Below are 16,572 nucleotides of genomic sequence, written 5' to 3' on the forward strand. Positions count from 1 at the left end.
TGCTGTCCTACCTGCTCGCCTGGGGCGCCTGCTCACCGCGGCGCGTGTCGAACGGCTTGGTGGTGGTCGCGACCGGCGACTGGTTGATCGCCTGCAGCGCCTCGGCGTTGGTCTTGCCGGCGATGCGCTGATCCATGTAGGCCTTGAAGTCGTTGGGCTCCACGACGCGCAACTCGAAGTTCATCATCGAGTGGTAGGTGCCGCACATCTCGGTGCAGCGGCCCACGAAGGCACCCGTCTGGGTGATCTCGCTGACCTGGAAGATGTTGTCGGAGTTGTTCGCCTTGGGGTCCGGCAGCACGTCGCGCTTGAACAGGAACTCCGGCACCCAGAAGCCGTGGATCACGTCGGCCGAGGCGATCTGGAACTCGATGCGCTTGCCGGCCGGCACCACCAGCACCGGGATCTCCTCCGAGGAGCCCAGTGTCTCGACCTTGTCGAAGTTCAGGTAGGTGCGGTCCTCCGGGTTGAGGCCGCGGATCGCGCCGACGCGCTCCTCACCGTTTTCGTAGGTGCCCTCCGGCTTGGACGTCATCGCCTCTTTGCGGGCGTTGTCGACGCCGTCATAGGTGAAGGTGCCGTCCCCGAAATCGATCTTCTGGTAGCCGAATTTCCAGTTCCACTGGAACGCGGTGACGTCGACGACGACCTCGGGATTGGGGTCTTTGTGCAGCATCTTCTCCTGCACGACGACGGTGAAGTAGAAGAGCACCGAGATGATGAGGAACGGGGTGACCGTCAGCGCCAGTTCGAGGGGCATGTTGTAGCCGAACTGGCGGGGCAGTTCCTGCTCGCCCTTCTTCTTGCGGTGGAACGCGACGGTCCAGAACAGCATCACGTAGACGATCGCGCCGACGACGAGCGCGGCGATCATGGAACCGATCCACAGTTCCCGGTTCAGGTGAGCTTCCGGGGTGATGCCCTTGGGCCATCCCAGGGCGAGAGCATCAGACCAGCTGCACCCACTGAGCAGGACCGTCGTCCCCCCCAGGAGCAGGGACAATGCCACCAACTTCAGGCCGCGAGCGGGCACGTTGGCGCCTCCTACCAAGTCGATCGACCGCCGGACGGTCAGACGGCTGCATTGAATACTACGCAGCGTAGACCACGCTTCCCGAGCAGTTCCATGCGACCGGGCCAATGTCAGGAAGTGCCCACACACGCCGGTCCGAGAGCGCGCGGGAGATCAGACATACTGACGCCGTGTGCGGACTGCTGGCTTTGGTGACCGATCCTGCCCATGAGGTCTCTCCCCACCTCGTCGAGGCTGTCTCCGGCGCCAGCCACCTGATGCGCCATCGCGGCCCCGACGAGCCGGGAACCTGGAACGACGACCGCGTGGTGCTGGGGTTCAACCGTCTCTCGATCATCGACATCGCCCACAGCCACCAGCCGTTGCGCTGGGGGCCGCCGGAGGCGCCGCAGCGCTATGCGCTGGTGTTCAACGGCGAGATCTACAACTACCTCGAACTGCGGGAGGCGTTGCGCGCCGAGCACGGCGCGGTCTTCCACACCGACGGCGACGGCGAGGCCATCGTCGCTGCCTTCCACTACTGGGGTGCCGAGGCGCTGAACCGGTTGCGCGGCATGTTCGCGTTCGCGCTGTGGGACACCGTCACCGAGGAGCTGTTCTGCGCCCGCGATCCGTTCGGCATCAAGCCGCTCTACATGGCCACCGGGCCGGGCGGCACCGCCGTCGGCAGTGAGAAGAAGTGCCTGCTCGACATCGCCGGAGACCTGGACATCGATCTGAGCATCGACGAGCGGGCCGTGCAGCACTACACCGTGCTTCAGTACGTGCCGGAGCCCGAGACGCTGCAGCTTGGCATCCGCCGGCTCGAGTCGGGCAGCTACGCGCGGGTGCGGCCGGGCGCCGCGCCCGAGGTGACGCGCTACTTCACCCCGCGGTTCGCGCCGGTACCTTTTGCCGCCGGCGCCGAGCAGGCCCGCTACGACGAGATCACCGCGGTGCTGGAGGACTCCGTGGCCAAGCACATGCGTGCCGACGTCACGGTCGGGGCGTTCCTGTCGGGTGGCATCGATTCCACGGCCATCGCGGCGCTGGCGATGCGGCACAACCCGCGGCTGATCACGTTCACCACGGGCTTCGAGCGTGCCGGCTTCTCCGAGGTCGATGTCGCGGTCGCCTCGGCCGAGGCGATCGGCGCCCGGCACGTGACGAAGGTGGTGAGCCAGGCCGAGTTCGTCGACGCGCTGCCCGAGATCGTCTGGTACCTCGACGAGCCGGTTGCCGACCCCGCCCTGGTGCCGTTGTTCTTCATCGCCCGCGAAGCGCGCAAGCACGTCAAGGTGGTGCTCTCGGGTGAGGGCGCCGACGAACTGTTCGGCGGTTACACGATCTATCGGGAACCGTTGTCGCTGAAGCCGTTCGACTACCTGCCGAGCGGCCTGCGCAAGTCGGTGGGTCGGATGGCCGGCCCGCTGCCCGAGGGCATGCGGGGCAAGAGTCTGCTGCACCGCGGGTCGCTGACTCTCGAAGAGCGCTATTACGGCAATGCGCGCAGCTTCTCCGACGCGCAGCTGCGGGCAGTGCTGGCCCGGTTCCGCCCCGAGTGGACGCACACCGACGTGACAGCCCCGGTGTACGCGCAGTCGGCTGGCTGGGATCCGGTCGCGCGGATGCAGCACATCGACCTGTTCACCTGGCTGCGGGGCGACATCCTGGTCAAGGCCGACAAGATGACGATGGCGAACTCACTGGAGCTGCGGGTGCCGTTCCTGGACCCGGAGGTGTTCGCGGTCGCGTCCCGGTTGCCGTACGAGCAGAAGATCACCCGGTCGACGACGAAGTACGCGCTGCGCAGGGCGCTGGAGCCGGTCATCCCCGCGCACGTGCTGCACCGCCCGAAGCTGGGCTTCCCGGTGCCCATCCGGCACTGGCTGCGGGCCGGCGAGCTGCTGGACTGGGCGTACCAGATGATCGCGGCCTCTGGCGCTGGCGAGCTGATCGACCTGGCGGCGGTGCGGGCGATGCTCGACGAGCACCGCACGGGCGGGGCCGATCACAGCCGCCGGCTGTGGACGGTGCTGATCTTCCTGCTGTGGCACGCGATCTTCATCGAGAACAGCGTGACGCCGACGATCAGCGAGCCGACCTACCCCGTCCAGCTCTAGGCGAGCGCCTGGGCGATCTCGCGGCCCGCGTCGTCGCCGAAGGCATCGGTCAGCCGCGCGATCGCGTCCTCGCGGTCCCACGTCCACTCCTGCGGGCCGGGCGCCTCGAGTACCAGCGTCGCGACGAGCGAGGCCAGCTGCGCGGCCCGCTCCAGGGACAACCCCGCATCGCGGCCGGTGAGGAATCCCGCGCGGAACGCGTCGCCGATGCCCGTCGGGTCCTCGCGGCGGCGCTCCGGCACGACGTCGACGTGCACGAACGTGCCGTCCCGGCCGACCAGGTCGACACCCTTCTCGCCCAGCGTGGTGACCCGCAGCTCGATCTGCTGCATCACCTCGGCCTCCGACCAGCCGGACTTCTGCAGCAGCAGATCCCATTCGTAGTCGTTGGTGAACAAATAGGTCGCGCCGTCGATCAGCCGGCGGATCTCGTCGCCGGACAGGCGCGCCAGCTGCTGGCTCGGATCGGCCGCGAACGCCAGCCCGAGGGATCGACACTCCTCGGTGTAGAGGAACATCGCCTCGGGATCGTTGGCCCCGATGATCACCAGATCCGGTGTGCCGGTGCGGGATACGACGTCAGCGAGCTTGATGTTGCGGGACTCCGACATGGCGCCGGGATAGAACGAGGCGATCTGCGCCATGTCCTCGTCGGTGGTGCAGACGAAACGCGCGGTGTACGCGGATTCCGACACCAGCACGGCATCGCAGTTGACGCCCGCCCCGGTCAGCCACTCGCGGTAGTCGTCGAAGTCGGCGCCGACCGCGCCGATCAGCGTCGGCCGGCCACCCAGCACGCCCATCGCGAAGGCCATGTTCCCGGCGACGCCGCCCCGGTGCATCACCAGATCGTCGACGAGGAAGCTCAGCGACACCTTCTGCAGATGATCGGCCAGCAATTGCTCGGAGAAGCGGCCGGGAAAGCGCATCAGATGATCGGTGGCGATCGATCCGGTCACGGCAATGGTCACGCAGCTACACCCTTCGTGAAGTCGTCAGACACCCTAGCTGGGTCTCGTCGGCGGAGTCTTCGCCGACCGGAGCAGCCTGCGCACGTGCGCTAACCTGCCTATGAGTGCCCCTACTGGGCCACTGTAGAGGCAACACAATCCACCGACGCAATCCACCGACCTGCCCGGGAGCTCATGTATGACTGGTCCCTACCCGCCCCACTACGGAGCCGGACCAGCAGGACCGCAGGACTACCCCGGAGGTTACGGCCAGCCGCACCCCCAGGCTCAGCCCCAGCCCTACCCCGATTCGGGCTTCGCCGCCGCCTATCCGGGCGCGCTGCCGCCGCCGGTGCCCTACCCTCCGCGCAAGCGGCGCTGGGTGGCGATCGTGGCGGCTGTCGTCGCGGTGCTCGCGGTGGCCGGCGTCGTGACCGCGGTGGCTCTCACCCGCGGTGACGGTGACAGCTCCCCCGGCGGCGCACTGACCGAGTCGTCGGCGCGCGCAGCGATCCAGAACTATCTCGACGCACTGTCGGGCGGCGATGCGGAGACGGTGGCGCGCCACAGCCTGTGCGGGTTGTTCGACGCAGTGAAGGAACGCCGCTCGGATCTCGCGTTGGCGAGCCTGTCCAGCGACGCGTTCCGCAAGCAGTACAGCAGCGCCCAGGTGACGTCGATCGACAAAATGGTGCTGTCGTCGCCGACGCAGGCCCAGGTGCTGTTCACGATGAAGGTGACACCGGAGAGTCGCTCGTCGAGCACCCGGCCCGCCGATGCCGACGAGCAGGCGATCGCTCAGCTGGTCTCGGTCGACAACGACGTGCTGGTGTGCTCCTACCTGCCGCGCACGGCAGGCCAGTACTAGCTCAGTTGAAGGAGTCGCCGCAGGCGCACGAGCCGGTGGCGTTGGGGTTGTCGATGGTGAACCCCTGCTTCTCGATCGTGTCGACGAAGTCGATGCTGGCACCCTGCACGTAGGGGGCGCTCATCCGGTCCACGGTGAGGTTGACCCCGCCGAACTCGACGGTGAGGTCACCGTCGAGGGCGCGGTCGTCGAAGAACAGGTTGTAGCGCAGGCCCGCGCAGCCGCCCGGCTGCACCGCGATCCGCAGCGCCAGGTCGTCGCGCCCCTCCTGGTCGAGCAGCGCTTTCGCCTTGCTCGCCGCGGCCTCCGTCAGGATCACGCCGTGTTGGGCGTCGGTGGCCTGTCCTGCCTGCACTGCCGACTCGTCCTGAACAGTCATGAATACTCCTGTGTGGATGTTCGTGGGTGAGGCCAACAACGCCGTGACCCCACGTGCTCAACGGTACCTCGTTCGAACGGTATTCCCGCGGTCCAACCCTATTCCCCACCTATGTCCATGCGGCGGCGACCGCGGCGGCGAGGTTGGTGAGCTGCTCGGCCGCCTCGTCGATGGCTCGGCGCACCGAGCCGGCGTGCTCGGCGATCGAGTGGGCTGCCGCGATGCCCGCGGCGCTGCGCTCCTCCTCCGACAGTGTGACCTGACCTGCGATGACGAGCACCGGCACGCCCCGTCGACCCGCTCCCGCGGCCAGCGCGCTGACCACCTTGCCGTGCAGCGATTGGTCGTCGAAGCGACCCTCACCGGTGATGACGAGGTCCGCGGCGTCGAGATCGGCGGCCAGGCCGGTGTGCTCGGCGATGATCGCCGCCCCGGATTCGCGCCGCGCCCCGAGCGCGAGCAGTGCCGCGCCCAGGCCGCCGGCCGCACCCGCTCCCGGCTCGTCGCGGACCGCTCGGCCGGCGGTCTCGTCGAGCTGCTGTGCCCACGCCGTCAGCCGCTCCTCGAGTGCGTCGACCGTGGCCGGATCGGCGCCTTTCTGGGGCCCGAACACCGCGGCGGCGCCGCGGGTTCCGAGCAGCGGGTGTTCGACGTCACTGGCGGCGATGAGGTCGATCCCGGCCAGCAGGTCTCGCGCGGCGGTCAGCCCGCCGAGCGCCTCGATCATGCCGCGTCCGCCGTCGGTGCTGCCGCTGCCGCCGAGCCCGACGACGATCCGGCGCGCCCCCGCGTCCAGCGCGGCGGCGACCAATGCTCCGACCCCGCGGGTGTGGGCGTCGACGGCGGTGCGGACCGTGGGTGCGCCGCCGAGCAGCGCCAGTCCACACGCCTGCGCGCATTCGATGTAGGCGGTGGCCGGCGGGCCCGGGTCGAACACCCAGTCGGCGTCGACGTCGACGTCCAGTGGTCCGCTGACCCGCGCGGTGCGGCGCTCACCCAGCCGGCTGGCCAGCACATCGACGAAGCCGGGCCCGCCGTCGGACTGCGGCGCTTGGATGAGCTGATCGTCTGGCCGTGCGCTGCCCCATCCGGTCGCGATGGCGCGGGCCGCGGCGACAGCGGTCAGGCTGTCGCCGAAGGAGTCCGGCGCGATCAGGACGGTCCGGGTCATCGTCCGGTTCATCCCGGCAGATTAAGTCGCGGCCGAGGGTGCTGCACGGCGGGCTGCGTCGTTCGGACCCGCGCGAAGTAACCTGGCACGTGTGAAACTGCTGGGCCGTAAGAACGACGACTCCGGGGATGATCGGCCGGGTTCGACCTCCGCCGACGACACAGTCGCCCAGGCCGCGCCGAGTGGGCGCGTGACGACGGCGCCCAAAGGCAAGCCCACACCGAAACGCAACGACGCGAGCCGTCGCCGGGGGCCGGTCGCGCCGGCTCCGATGACCAGCGCCGAGGCTCGCCGGCGCCGCAAGAAGCTGCGCGGCCCGAAGCTCTCACGCGAGGAGCGCAAAGCCGAGAAGCTCGAGCGCCGCGCCTCCATGTCGGAGCGCCGCGAGAAGATGATGGCCGGCGACGACGCCTACCTGCTGCCCCGCGACAAAGGCCCGGTGCGCCGCTACGTGCGCGATCTGGTCGACTCCCGGCGCAACATCCTCGGTCTTTTCATGCCGTCGGCGCTGGGACTCATCCTGGTCATGCTGGCGGTGCCGTCGGTGCAGGTGCAGCAGCTGATCTCCCCGGCGATGCTGGTGCTGGTCCTGATCATGGTCGTCGACGGCTTCTTCCTGGGCCGCCGGGCGAACCGGCTGGTGGACCAGAAGTTCCCCGGCAACACCGAATCCGGATGGAAGCTCGGCTTCTACGCCGCCAGCCGCGCGTCGCAACTCCGACGGATGCGCGCGCCGCGCCCGCAGGTCGAGCGCGGTACGAAAATCGACTGACGCCGTCGGTGTCCTACTTCCCTGAGATCGCGGCCCCGGATCCCGACGCGGCTGCCGCCGCGCGGGCCCGGCAGGCGCAATTGACCAAACCCACTGGGGCACTGGGCCGCCTCGAGGACCTCTCCGTCTGGGTCGCCTCGTGCCAAAGCAGTTGCCCACCACAGCAATTCGAGCGGGCCCGGGTGGTGGTGTTCGCCGGTGACCACGGCGTCACCGCGGCGGGGGTGTCCGCCTATCCGGCCGAGGTCACCGCGGCGATGATGGCGAACTTCGCCGCGGGTGGCGCCGCGGTCAACGTACTCGCCGCCCTCGCCGACGCGGGCGTGCGCGTCGTCGACATCGCAGTCGACACCGACGAGCCGTTGTCACCCGCTGTCGGCGCGCACAAAGTGCGCCGCTCGAGCGGCAACATCGCCGTGGAGGACGCACTGAGCCCCGACGAGGTCGTCGCTGCCATCGAGGCCGGCCGTCGCATCGCCGACGAGGAGGTCGACGCCGGCGCGGACCTGCTGATCGCAGGCGACATGGGCATCGGCAACACGACGCCGGCCACCACATTGGTGGCCGCCCTGACCGGGGCCGAACCGGTCGCCGTGGTCGGCCGGGGCACCGGGGTCGACGACGCCGGCTGGGCGCGCAAGACCGCCGCGATCCGCGACGCGCTCTACCGCACCAAACGGCTGTCCGCGGATCCGATTGCGCTGCTGCGCATCTGCGGCGGCGCCGATCTCGCGGCGATGACGGGTTTCTGCGCCCAGGCCGCGCTCCGGCGCACCCCGGTGCTGCTCGACGGTGTCGTGGTGACCGCGGCGGCCCTGGCGGCCGAGCGGCTGGCGCCCGGCGCCAAGCTGTGGTGGCAGGCCGGGCACCGCTCCACCGAGCCGGCGCACGGTATGGCACTCACGGAGTTGGGGCTGACCCCGATCATCGATCTCGGGATGCGCCTCGGCGAGGGCTCGGGCGCTCTGGTGGCGTTGCCGGTGCTGCGTGCCGCAGTCGCGACGCTCGCATCGATGGCCACGTTCGAAGAGGCCGGGATCTCCGAGGGCTGACCGTGATCCGTTCACTGGCAGGCGCTTTCGCGTTCGCGACGATCCTGCCGGTCCCGGCGGCGCGCACGGGCCTCGTCGGCAGGGGGGTCATCACCGCGCTGCCCGTCGCCGGCGCGGCGTTGGGCGGGGTGGCCGCGGCGGTGCTGGCGGCGGGATTCTGGGCGTTCGGCGCGGGCAGTCCCCTGGCGGGTGCTCTGGTGGTGGCGACACTGCTGCTGGCGACCCGCGGCCTGCACATCGACGGCCTCGCCGACACCACCGACGCGCTGGGCTGCTACGGCCCGCCTGACCGCGCGCTCGCCGTGATGCGGGAAGGCACGGCAGGCCCGTTCGGGGTGGCCGCCGTGGCGACGACGATCCTGATCCAGGCGCTCGCATTCGCGCAGGCAGGCTGGGCAGCCGTGGTGATCGCGGTCGCGGCGGGACGCGTCGCGGCGGTGCTGGCGTGCCGGCGCGGCGTGCCCGCGGCACCGGGCAGCATGCTGGGCGGCGCGGTCGCGGGGACGCAGCCGGCCTGGCTGGGCTGGGGCTGGGTGGCGTGCACCGCAGCGGCCGCCGCGCCGGTCTGCGGCACCCTCTGGCAGGGTCCGCTCGTGGTGATCCTTGCGGTGGCCGCCGCGACGGGGCTGGTGGCGCACTGCGTGCGCCGCTTCGGCGGGATCACCGGCGACGTGCTGGGCGCCGCCGTCGAGGTGACCACCACGATCGCCGCGGTAGGGCTGGCGATCCGCTAGCCCAGTCGCGTCATCCAGCCGTGGGTGTCGGCGAAGGTGCCGCGCTGGATACCGGTGAGCGTGTCGCGCAGCGCCATCGTGATCTCACCGGGTTCCCCGTCGGCGATCGTGAATTCGCCGTCGCTGTGCTTGACGTGGGAGACCGGGGTGATGACGGCGGCGGTACCGCAGGCGAACACCTCGGTGATCTCGCCGGCGGCGGCCTTCTTCTGCCACTCGTCGACATCGATCTTGCGCTCCTCGACCGCGAAGCCGGCGTCAGTGGCCAACTGCAGCAACGAGTCCCGCGTGATACCGGGCAGCAGCGAACCCGACAGCTCGGGGGTGACCAGCCGCGCGGTGCCCCCGCTGCCGAAGACGAAGAACAGGTTCATCCCGCCCATCTCCTCGACGTAACGGCGCTCGATCGCGTCGAGCCACACCACCTGGTCGCACCCGTGATCGGCGGCCTCGGCCTGCGCGAGCAGCGATGCCGCGTAGTTGCCGCCGAACTTCGCCGCGCCGGTGCCACCCGGCGAGGCACGCACGTACTCGTGGGACAGCCACACGCTGACGGGCTTGATGCCTCGCGGGAAGTACGCGCCGGCCGGTGAACCGATGACCAGGTAGCGATACTGGTCGGCGGGGCGCACGCCCAGACCCGGTTCGGTCGCGATGACGAACGGCCGCAGGTAGAGCGACTCCTCACCCCCGGCCGGCGGGACCCACTGCCCGTCCACCGCGATGAGCTGACGCAGCGACTCGAGGAACACCTCGCTGGGCAGCTCGGGGATCGCGAGCCGGCGCGCCGAGGTCTGCAGCCGTGCCGCGTTGGCTTCCGGCCGGAACGAGACGATGGAGCCGTCGTTCCAGCGGTAGGCCTTGAGCCCTTCGAAGATCTCCTGCGCGTAGTGCAGGACGACCGCCGAGGGGTCGATCGCGATGGGCCCGTAGGGCAGCACCCGGGCGTCGTGCCAACCGCGGTCGGCCGTGTAGTCGACCGACACCATGTGATCGGTGAAGTACTTCCCGAAGCCGGGGTTGGCGAGCACCTGGGCCCGTACCTCGTCACTCGCCGGATTCGCGGTGCGATCGACGGTGAACGAGAGGCCTTCAGTCATGCAGGCGATTGTATAACCGCCTGGAAAGAGATTTATCGCGTGCGGGTGTCCACGAACGGGGGTTTGACCACCTCACACTCGACCGCGCGGCCCCGCACGTCCACCGTCACCCGGGCGCCGTCGGCGACGCCGGCGGCGGTGTCGATCAGCGCCAGCGCGATGCCGACTTTGAGTGTGGGAGAGAACGTTCCGGACGTGGTGACGCCGACGGGGGTGTCGCCGTCGAGCACGGTCAGCTCGCCGCGCAGCACGCCGCGGCCGACGGCGCGCAGGCCGCGCAGCGTGCGCCGCGGCCCCGCGTCCTTTTCTGCGAGCAAGGCATCACGCCCCCAGAAGGCGTCTTTCTTCCAGCCGACCGCCCACCCGCAGCGCGCCTGCAGCGGCGAGATGTCGCGCGAGAGTTCGTGGCCGTGCAGCGGATAACCCATCTCGGTGCGTAGCGTGTCGCGAGCACCGAGCCCGGCGAGCTCACCGCCCGCGGCCCGCACCTTCTCGACCAGCGCGTCGAAGACCACCCCGGCCTGATCCCATGTCGGCAGCAGCTCGTAGCCGTGCTCACCGGTGTAGCCGGTGCGGCACACCCGAACGTCGACGCCGTCGAACACCGCGTCGGCGTACCCCATGTAGTCCATGTCGGTCGGCAGCCCGAGGCCGCCGACCACGTCGCCCGAGCGGGGCCCCTGCACGGCGAGCACGGCGCGCGACCGGTGCTCGTCGGTGACCGTCACCCCGGCCGGTGCGCGCTCGATCAGCGCGGCGACGACGTCGGCGGTGTTGGCGGCATTGGGCACGAGGAAGATCTCTTCGTCGGAGACGTAGTAGGCGATCAGATCGTCGATCACCCCGCCGTCGTCGGTGCAGCACAGCGTGTACTGCGCCTTGCCCGGGCCGATGCGGCCGAGGTCGTTGGTGAAGGCGGCGTTGACGTAGGAGGCCGCGCCCGGGCCGGTGACCAGCGCCTTGCCGAGGTGGCTGACGTCGAACAGGCCGACCGTCGTGCGGGTGGCGGTGTGCTCGGCGACGGTGCCTGTGTAGGACACCGGCATGAGCCAGCCCCCGAATTCGGCGAAGGTGGCTCCGAGCTCGCGGTGCCGGTCTTCGAGGGGGCCGGTCAACGGTGTGTCACTCACGCCGAACCACATTAGTAGGCAGTGGCTAGGGTGAATGCCCGTGAGCACCCCAGTCGGTTACCAGTCCCCCGCCGTCACCGTCGCCAGCGCGCTGCCCAAGCGCAAGGTCACCTCGTCGGTGCTGATAGTGCCGGTCGTGAGCGTCGGGGATGAGCCGGTGGCCAAGCTCGTCGCCACCCAGCACCTGGACTCCGGCGCAGTCGCCGAGATCGAGGCCGGCCTGGCCGCACTCGGCGCCAAGGGCGGAGCAGAACAGGTGACCCGCATTCCGGTGGCGTCGTTGCCCGTGGGCAGTGTGCTCGCCGTCGGACTGGGCAAGAGCCGCGACGAGTACCCGGCCGAGACGATCCGGCGAGCCGCCGGTGCGGCCGCGCGCTCGCTCACCGGCGTGGAGTCGGTGCTGACCACGCTGTCGGTGCTGGACACCGAAGCCGCCGTCGAAGGTCTGATCCTGGGTTCCTACCGCTTCTCAGAGTTCCGCAGCGACAAGACCGCGCCGAAAGACGCCGGCCTGCGCACGATCACGGCGCTGGCCGCGGACACCAAGTCGGCCACCAAGGAGGCTGCCGCACGCGGCGAGGCCATCGCGACGGCCGTCAACACGGCCCGCGATTTCGTCAACACTCCCCCGAGCCACCTTTTCCCTGACGAATTCGCCAAGCGCGCAAGGGCTTTGGGCGAGGATGCCGGTCTCGAGGTGGAGGTGCTCGACGACAAGGCGCTGACCAAGGGCGGGTACGGCGGCATCATCGGCGTGGGCAAGGGCTCATCCCGGCTGCCGCGGCTGGTGCGCCTGGCGCATCGCGGCGGTAAGGGCCGCAAGGCCAAGACTGTGGCCCTGGTCGGCAAGGGCATCACGTTCGACACCGGCGGTATCTCGATCAAGCCGGCAGCCAATATGCATCACATGACCTCCGACATGGGTGGCGCGGCCGCGGTGATCGCGACCGTGGTGCTGGCTGCCCGCCTGCGCCTGCCGATCGACGTGATCGCGACGGTGCCGATGGCCGAGAACATGCCGTCGGGCACCGCGCAGCGGCCCGGCGACGTGTTGACCCAGTACGGCGGCATCACGGTCGAGGTGCTCAACACCGACGCCGAGGGCCGGCTGATCCTGGCCGACGCGATCGTGCGCGCCTGCGAGGACGAGCCCGACTACCTGATCGAGACGTCGACGCTGACCGGGGCGCAGATGGTCGCGCTCGGTGCACGCACGCCCGGGGTGATGGGTAGCGACGAGTTCCGCGACCGGGTTGCCGAGATCTCTCAGTCGGTGGGCGAGAACGGTTGGGCGATGCCACTTCCCGAGGAGTTGAAGGACGACCTCAAGTCGACGGTGGCGGATCTGGCGAACGTGAGCGCGTCGCGCAACGCCGGAATGCTGGTGGCCGGCACGTATCTGCGGGAGTTCGTCGCCGACGGCGTGGCCTGGGCGCACATCGACGTCGCCGTGCCGGCCTACAACTCGGGCGGGCCGTGGGGTTACACGCCCAAGGGCGGTACCGGTGTGCCGACGCGGACGATGTTCGCGGTCCTCGAGGACATCGCAGTAAACGGCTGAGCGGTCAACGGCTGAGCTCTCAACGGCTGAGCAGCGAGCCTCAGACGAAGTTGCCGCCGCGGGCGGCGCTGCGCATGGCCGGCGGTGCGGCGTGGGCGATCGCGTACACCGCGCGAGCTTCGAGCGTGACCGGCTCGACGGCCTTGTTCTTGCGGACGGCGGCGACGATCGCGCGGGCCACCTTGTCGGGCCCGTAGCGGCGCAGCGAGAAGCCGCGCCGGGCGCGCGCCCGCAGCGCCTCGGTCTCTCCGCGACGTGAGTCGGGCAGCGAGAAGCGGGTGGTGTCGACGATGTTGGTGCCGATCACTCCCGGGCAGATGGTGGTGACCCCGATGCCGGCTGAATCCAGCTCTGCGCGAAGGCAATCGGAGAACATGAATACCGCGGCCTTGGACGTGCAGTAGGCGTTCATCATGTTGACCGGGGTGTAGGACGCCATCGAGGCGATGTTGACGATGTGTCCGCCGGTGCCCCGTTCGACGAGCCGCCGTCCGAAGGAGCGACAGCCGTTGACGACGCCGCCGAAGTTGATGTCGAGCACGCGATCGAACTCCTCGGCGGGGGTGTCGAGGAAGTAGCCGGCATGCCCGACGCCGGCGTTGTTGATCACGATGTCGGGCACTCCGTGCTCGCCGCAGACCTCGTCGGCGAACGCTTCGACGGCTGCTGCGTCCGCCACGTCGACGAGGTAGTGGTGCGCGGTCGCGCCGGCCTCGGTGAGCCGGCGGGCGGTTTCGGCCAGTCCGTCGGCATCCACGTCGCTGATGATCAGCTCGGCACCGTCGCGGGCGAATGCCAGCGCGGTCTCGCGGCCGATGCCGCTGCCTGCGCCGGTGACGGAGACCAGCGTGTCGTCGAACGGCCGCCGCGACCGCCGCACCTCGGCGCGCCTCAACTCCCGGGCCGCGGGGGCGCCGTCGAGGTGTTCGACTAACTGGCGCACCGCGCGGGCGAACAGCTCGGGGTGGGTGTCCGGGGCGGGCTGCCCGGTGGCGACCTCACGCCGCCACAGGCGCGGCACCGTCGCGGTGAGATCGTCGGCGCCCCCGGCGGGAGCGATCAGTTGGACGGGGACGTCGACGCGACGCGCTGGCCCCGTGGGGCGCCGTTCGAACCGTCGCCGACCCCGCTCCGAGACCGTCACCGACGCCACCGCGGCACCGGGTCGTGCCAGGGCGTCCCAGACCGCGGCCACTGCGCGCCCGTGCGCGACGACGTGGACGGGACGCTGCGCGGCGAGGGCAGCGGCCAGGCCGGCCGTGTCGGTGTGCAGGACGCGCGCACCGTCCAGCAGCGCTGCCATGCCATCCCAGAGGCGGGGCGAGTCGGGGTGGGCGTGGACCGCCACGATGGTCGGCTCGTCGGTGTTCACGAGCCGCACGCTACTAGCGGTCCAACTCCTCGCGGGCGGCGCGTTTGCGCTCGATGCGGCGACGCTCGTCGTAGTCGCGCATGCGCTGCGGGTAGCCGACCTTCTGCACGTCGTAGACGGGGATCTTCAACCGGTCGGACAGCTTGCGCGCGCCCGCGTAGCCGCCTGCGCGGCGTCGGGTCCATTCACCGTCGGCGGCCACCAGCACCACGGTCACGTCGGTCACGGTTGTCTTGGGTTCTATGAACGCCTCGACGCCGGTGTGCTCGGCGACCCATTGCTGCAGGTAGCGCAGATCGGCTGCCGGGTCGGTGCCGGCACGAGCACCACGACGTCGGCTCTTCAGCGCGTCGAACAATCCCACCTGGGGTCGCTCCTTCCCACGGCCGCACCCCTCGCTTTCGATAGTGCCAGAGCGGTCGGTGCACGCGTCTGCGGCGAAACGTCGCATCGGACGTGACAGGATGGGGAACGACACCTCGAGACCGTGAAATCGACCACGAACGACCGTGCAAGGGAGCCACGACACTATGGCCATCTCCGTCCAGATGCCCGCACTCGGAGAGAGCGTTACCGAAGGGACTGTCACCCGCTGGCTGAAGCAGGAGGGTGACACGGTCGAGGAGGACGAGCCGCTGTTGGAGGTGTCGACGGACAAGGTCGACACCGAGATCCCGTCCCCCGCGTCCGGGGTGTTGAAGAAGATCGTCGCCCAGGAGGACGACACCGTCGAGGTCGGCGGCGAGCTGGCCGTGATCGGCGACGCGGACGAGTCCGACGACAGCGGTAGTGACGACAGCGACAGCTCCGACGAGGAGCCGGCCGAGGAGCCCGAGGCCGACGAGCCCGAGGCCGAGGCGCCGGCCGAGGAGCCCGCCGACGAGCCTGAGGACAAGCCCGAGCCCAAGAAGTCGTCGGGCGGATCGGGCAAGTCCACACCCGTGCTGATGCCGGAGCTCGGCGAGTCGGTGACCGAGGGCACCGTGACGCGCTGGCTCAAAGAGGTCGGCGACAGCGTGGAGGTCGACGAGCCGCTCGTCGAGGTCTCCACCGACAAGGTCGACACCGAGATCCCGTCTCCGGTCGCCGGCACGCTGCTGTCCATCACGGCTGAGGAAGACGACACCGTCGAGGTCGGCGGAGAGCTCGCCAAGATCGGCGACGCCAGCGAGGCCGACAGCGAACCCGAGCCTGAGCCCGAGCCGGAGCCCGAGCCCGAGCCGGAGCCCGAACCGGAGCCCGAGCCCGAACCGGAGCCGGAGCCCGAGCCCGAACCGGAGCCCAAGAAAGAGCCGAAGCAGGAATCCAAGCCCGAACCCAAGCCGGAGCCGAAGAAGGAATCCAAACCCGAACCCAAGAAGGAGCCCGAGCCGGCAGCAGACTCGTCGTCCGGTGATTCGGGTCCCTACGTGACCCCGCTGGTGCGCAAGCTGGCCAACGAGCACAGCGTCGACCTGTCGTCGGTGAAGGGCACCGGCGTCGGCGGCCGCATCCGTAAGCAGGACGTGCTGGCGGCGGCGGAGGCAGCCAAGAAGCCGGCCGAGGAGTCGAAGCCGGCCCCGGCAGCCGAGGCCCCGGGCAAGACGTCCGCGCCGGCACCGGCACCCGAGGGCGCGCTGGCACATCTGCGCGGCACCAAGCAAAAGGCCAACCGGATCCGGCAGATCACCGCGAAGAAGACTCGGGAGTCGCTGCAGACCACCGCGCAGCTCACCCAGGTGCACGAAGTCGACATGACGAAGATCGTGTCGCTGCGGGCCAAGGCGAAGGCCGGCTTCAGCGAGCGCGAGGGCGTCAACCTGACCTACCTGCCGTTCATCGCGCGGGCGGTCATCGACGCACTCAAGCTGCACCCGAACGTCAACGCGAGCTACAACGAGGACTCCAAGGAGATCACCTACTACGACGCCGAGCATCTCGGCTTCGCGGTGGACACCGATCAGGGCCTGCTCTCGCCGGTGATCAAGAACGCCGGGGACCTGTCGCTGGGTGGGCTGGCACGGGCCATCGCCGACATCGCCGCGCGGGCCCGCTCGGGCGATCTCAAGCCCGACGAGCTCTCCGGTGGCACGTTCACGATCACCAACATCGGCAGCCAGGGCGCGCTGTTCGACACCCCGATCCTGGTGCCGCCGCAGGCGGCGATGCTGGGCACGGGCGCGATCGTCAAGCGGCCGCGCGTGATCGTCGACGAGTTCGGCAACGAGTCGATCGGTGTGCGCTCGGTGAGCTACCTGCCGCTGACCTACGATCACCGCCTCATCGACGGCGCCGACGCCGGCCGATTCGTCACCACGATCAAACGGCGTCTCGAAGAAGGTGCTTTCGAGGCCGACCTGGGGTTGTAG

The 16,572-nt window shown here is 69.8% G+C and carries 15 protein-coding genes; 7 read left to right on the forward strand and 8 right to left on the reverse strand.

Annotated elements, in window-relative coordinates; genetic code table 11:
- Positions 1-7: 7 nt before the first annotated feature.
- Entirely contained in the window at positions 8-1,033 is a 1,026-nt protein-coding gene (ctaC, locus tag PGN37_RS08240) for an aa3-type cytochrome oxidase subunit II (protein WP_335330526.1), read from the reverse strand.
- 170 nt (positions 1,034-1,203) lie between these two features.
- On the opposite strand from ctaC, the gene asnB reads away from it, so the two are divergent.
- Entirely contained in the window at positions 1,204-3,135 is a 1,932-nt protein-coding gene (asnB, locus tag PGN37_RS08245; RefSeq protein WP_335330527.1) for an asparagine synthase (glutamine-hydrolyzing), read from the forward strand.
- On the opposite strand, the gene PGN37_RS08250 is transcribed toward asnB, so the two are convergent.
- Complete coding sequence (locus PGN37_RS08250) at positions 3,132-4,106, reverse strand: carbohydrate kinase family protein (protein ID WP_335330528.1); 975 nt, start codon at positions 4,104-4,106, stop codon at positions 3,132-3,134. The genes asnB and PGN37_RS08250 overlap by 4 nt on opposite strands.
- Positions 4,107-4,284: 178 nt before the next feature.
- Between PGN37_RS08250 and PGN37_RS08255 the strand changes: the two genes are divergently transcribed.
- Positions 4,285-4,953, forward strand: a complete 669-nt coding sequence (locus tag PGN37_RS08255) for an Rv0361 family membrane protein (protein ID WP_335330529.1) — start codon at positions 4,285-4,287, stop codon at positions 4,951-4,953.
- A gap of 1 nt (position 4,954) precedes the next feature.
- Here the strand turns inward: PGN37_RS08255 and PGN37_RS08260 are convergent, their stop codons facing one another.
- Positions 4,955-5,332, reverse strand: coding sequence for a HesB/IscA family protein (locus PGN37_RS08260; protein ID WP_335330530.1), 378 nt, complete (start codon positions 5,330-5,332; stop codon positions 4,955-4,957).
- 109 nt (positions 5,333-5,441) lie between these two features.
- A complete protein-coding gene (locus PGN37_RS08265) occupies positions 5,442-6,515 on the reverse strand; it encodes a glycerate kinase family protein (RefSeq protein WP_335330531.1) in 1,074 nt (357 codons plus the stop codon).
- Positions 6,516-6,594: 79 nt separating this feature from the next.
- On the opposite strand from PGN37_RS08265, the gene PGN37_RS08270 reads away from it, so the two are divergent.
- Genes PGN37_RS08270 through PGN37_RS08280 form a run of 3 tightly spaced genes read left to right on the forward strand, consistent with a single transcriptional unit; the run spans position 6,595 to position 9,061 of the window.
- The gene (locus tag PGN37_RS08270) at positions 6,595-7,275 is read left to right on the forward strand and encodes a DUF3043 domain-containing protein (protein ID WP_335330532.1); all 681 of its coding nucleotides are present in this window, start codon (positions 6,595-6,597) and stop codon (positions 7,273-7,275) included.
- Between the two features lie 8 nt (positions 7,276-7,283).
- Positions 7,284-8,327, forward strand: coding sequence for a nicotinate-nucleotide--dimethylbenzimidazole phosphoribosyltransferase (gene cobT, locus PGN37_RS08275; RefSeq protein WP_335330533.1), 1,044 nt, complete (start codon positions 7,284-7,286; stop codon positions 8,325-8,327).
- A gap of 2 nt (positions 8,328-8,329) precedes the next feature.
- Complete coding sequence (locus PGN37_RS08280) at positions 8,330-9,061, forward strand: adenosylcobinamide-GDP ribazoletransferase (RefSeq protein ID WP_335330534.1); 732 nt, start codon at positions 8,330-8,332, stop codon at positions 9,059-9,061.
- Here the strand turns inward: PGN37_RS08280 and PGN37_RS08285 are convergent.
- Both PGN37_RS08285 and gcvT read right to left on the reverse strand, forming a co-directional pair.
- Positions 9,058-10,161, reverse strand: coding sequence for a branched-chain amino acid aminotransferase (locus tag PGN37_RS08285; protein WP_335330535.1), 1,104 nt, complete (start codon positions 10,159-10,161; stop codon positions 9,058-9,060). The two genes, PGN37_RS08280 and PGN37_RS08285, sit on opposite strands and share 4 nt — an antisense overlap.
- A 32-nt stretch (positions 10,162-10,193) precedes the next feature.
- Positions 10,194-11,303, reverse strand: coding sequence for a glycine cleavage system aminomethyltransferase GcvT (gene gcvT, locus PGN37_RS08290; protein ID WP_335330536.1), 1,110 nt, complete (start codon positions 11,301-11,303; stop codon positions 10,194-10,196).
- 28 nt (positions 11,304-11,331) lie between these two features.
- Between gcvT and PGN37_RS08295 the strand changes: the two genes are divergently transcribed.
- Positions 11,332-12,852: a leucyl aminopeptidase gene (locus PGN37_RS08295; protein ID WP_335330537.1), complete on the forward strand. Its 1,521-nt coding sequence runs from the start codon at positions 11,332-11,334 to the stop codon at positions 12,850-12,852.
- A gap of 40 nt (positions 12,853-12,892) precedes the next feature.
- On the opposite strand, the gene PGN37_RS08300 is transcribed toward PGN37_RS08295, so the two are convergent.
- Both PGN37_RS08300 and PGN37_RS08305 read right to left on the reverse strand, forming a co-directional pair.
- Positions 12,893-14,233, reverse strand: a complete 1,341-nt coding sequence (locus PGN37_RS08300) for an SDR family oxidoreductase (protein ID WP_335330538.1) — start codon at positions 14,231-14,233, stop codon at positions 12,893-12,895.
- Positions 14,234-14,237: 4 nt separating this feature from the next.
- On the reverse strand, positions 14,238-14,588 hold the full coding sequence (locus PGN37_RS08305; protein WP_335330539.1) for an oxidoreductase: 351 nt from the start codon (positions 14,586-14,588) through the stop codon (positions 14,238-14,240).
- Positions 14,589-14,754: 166 nt separating this feature from the next.
- Between PGN37_RS08305 and sucB the strand changes: the two genes are divergently transcribed.
- The gene (sucB, locus tag PGN37_RS08310) at positions 14,755-16,572 is read left to right on the forward strand and encodes a 2-oxoglutarate dehydrogenase, E2 component, dihydrolipoamide succinyltransferase (RefSeq protein WP_335330540.1); all 1,818 of its coding nucleotides are present in this window, start codon (positions 14,755-14,757) and stop codon (positions 16,570-16,572) included.

The sequence above is a fragment of the Mycobacterium kyogaense genome, from assembly GCF_036946525.1.
Classification (GTDB): domain Bacteria; phylum Actinomycetota; class Actinomycetes; order Mycobacteriales; family Mycobacteriaceae; genus Mycobacterium; species Mycobacterium kyogaense_A.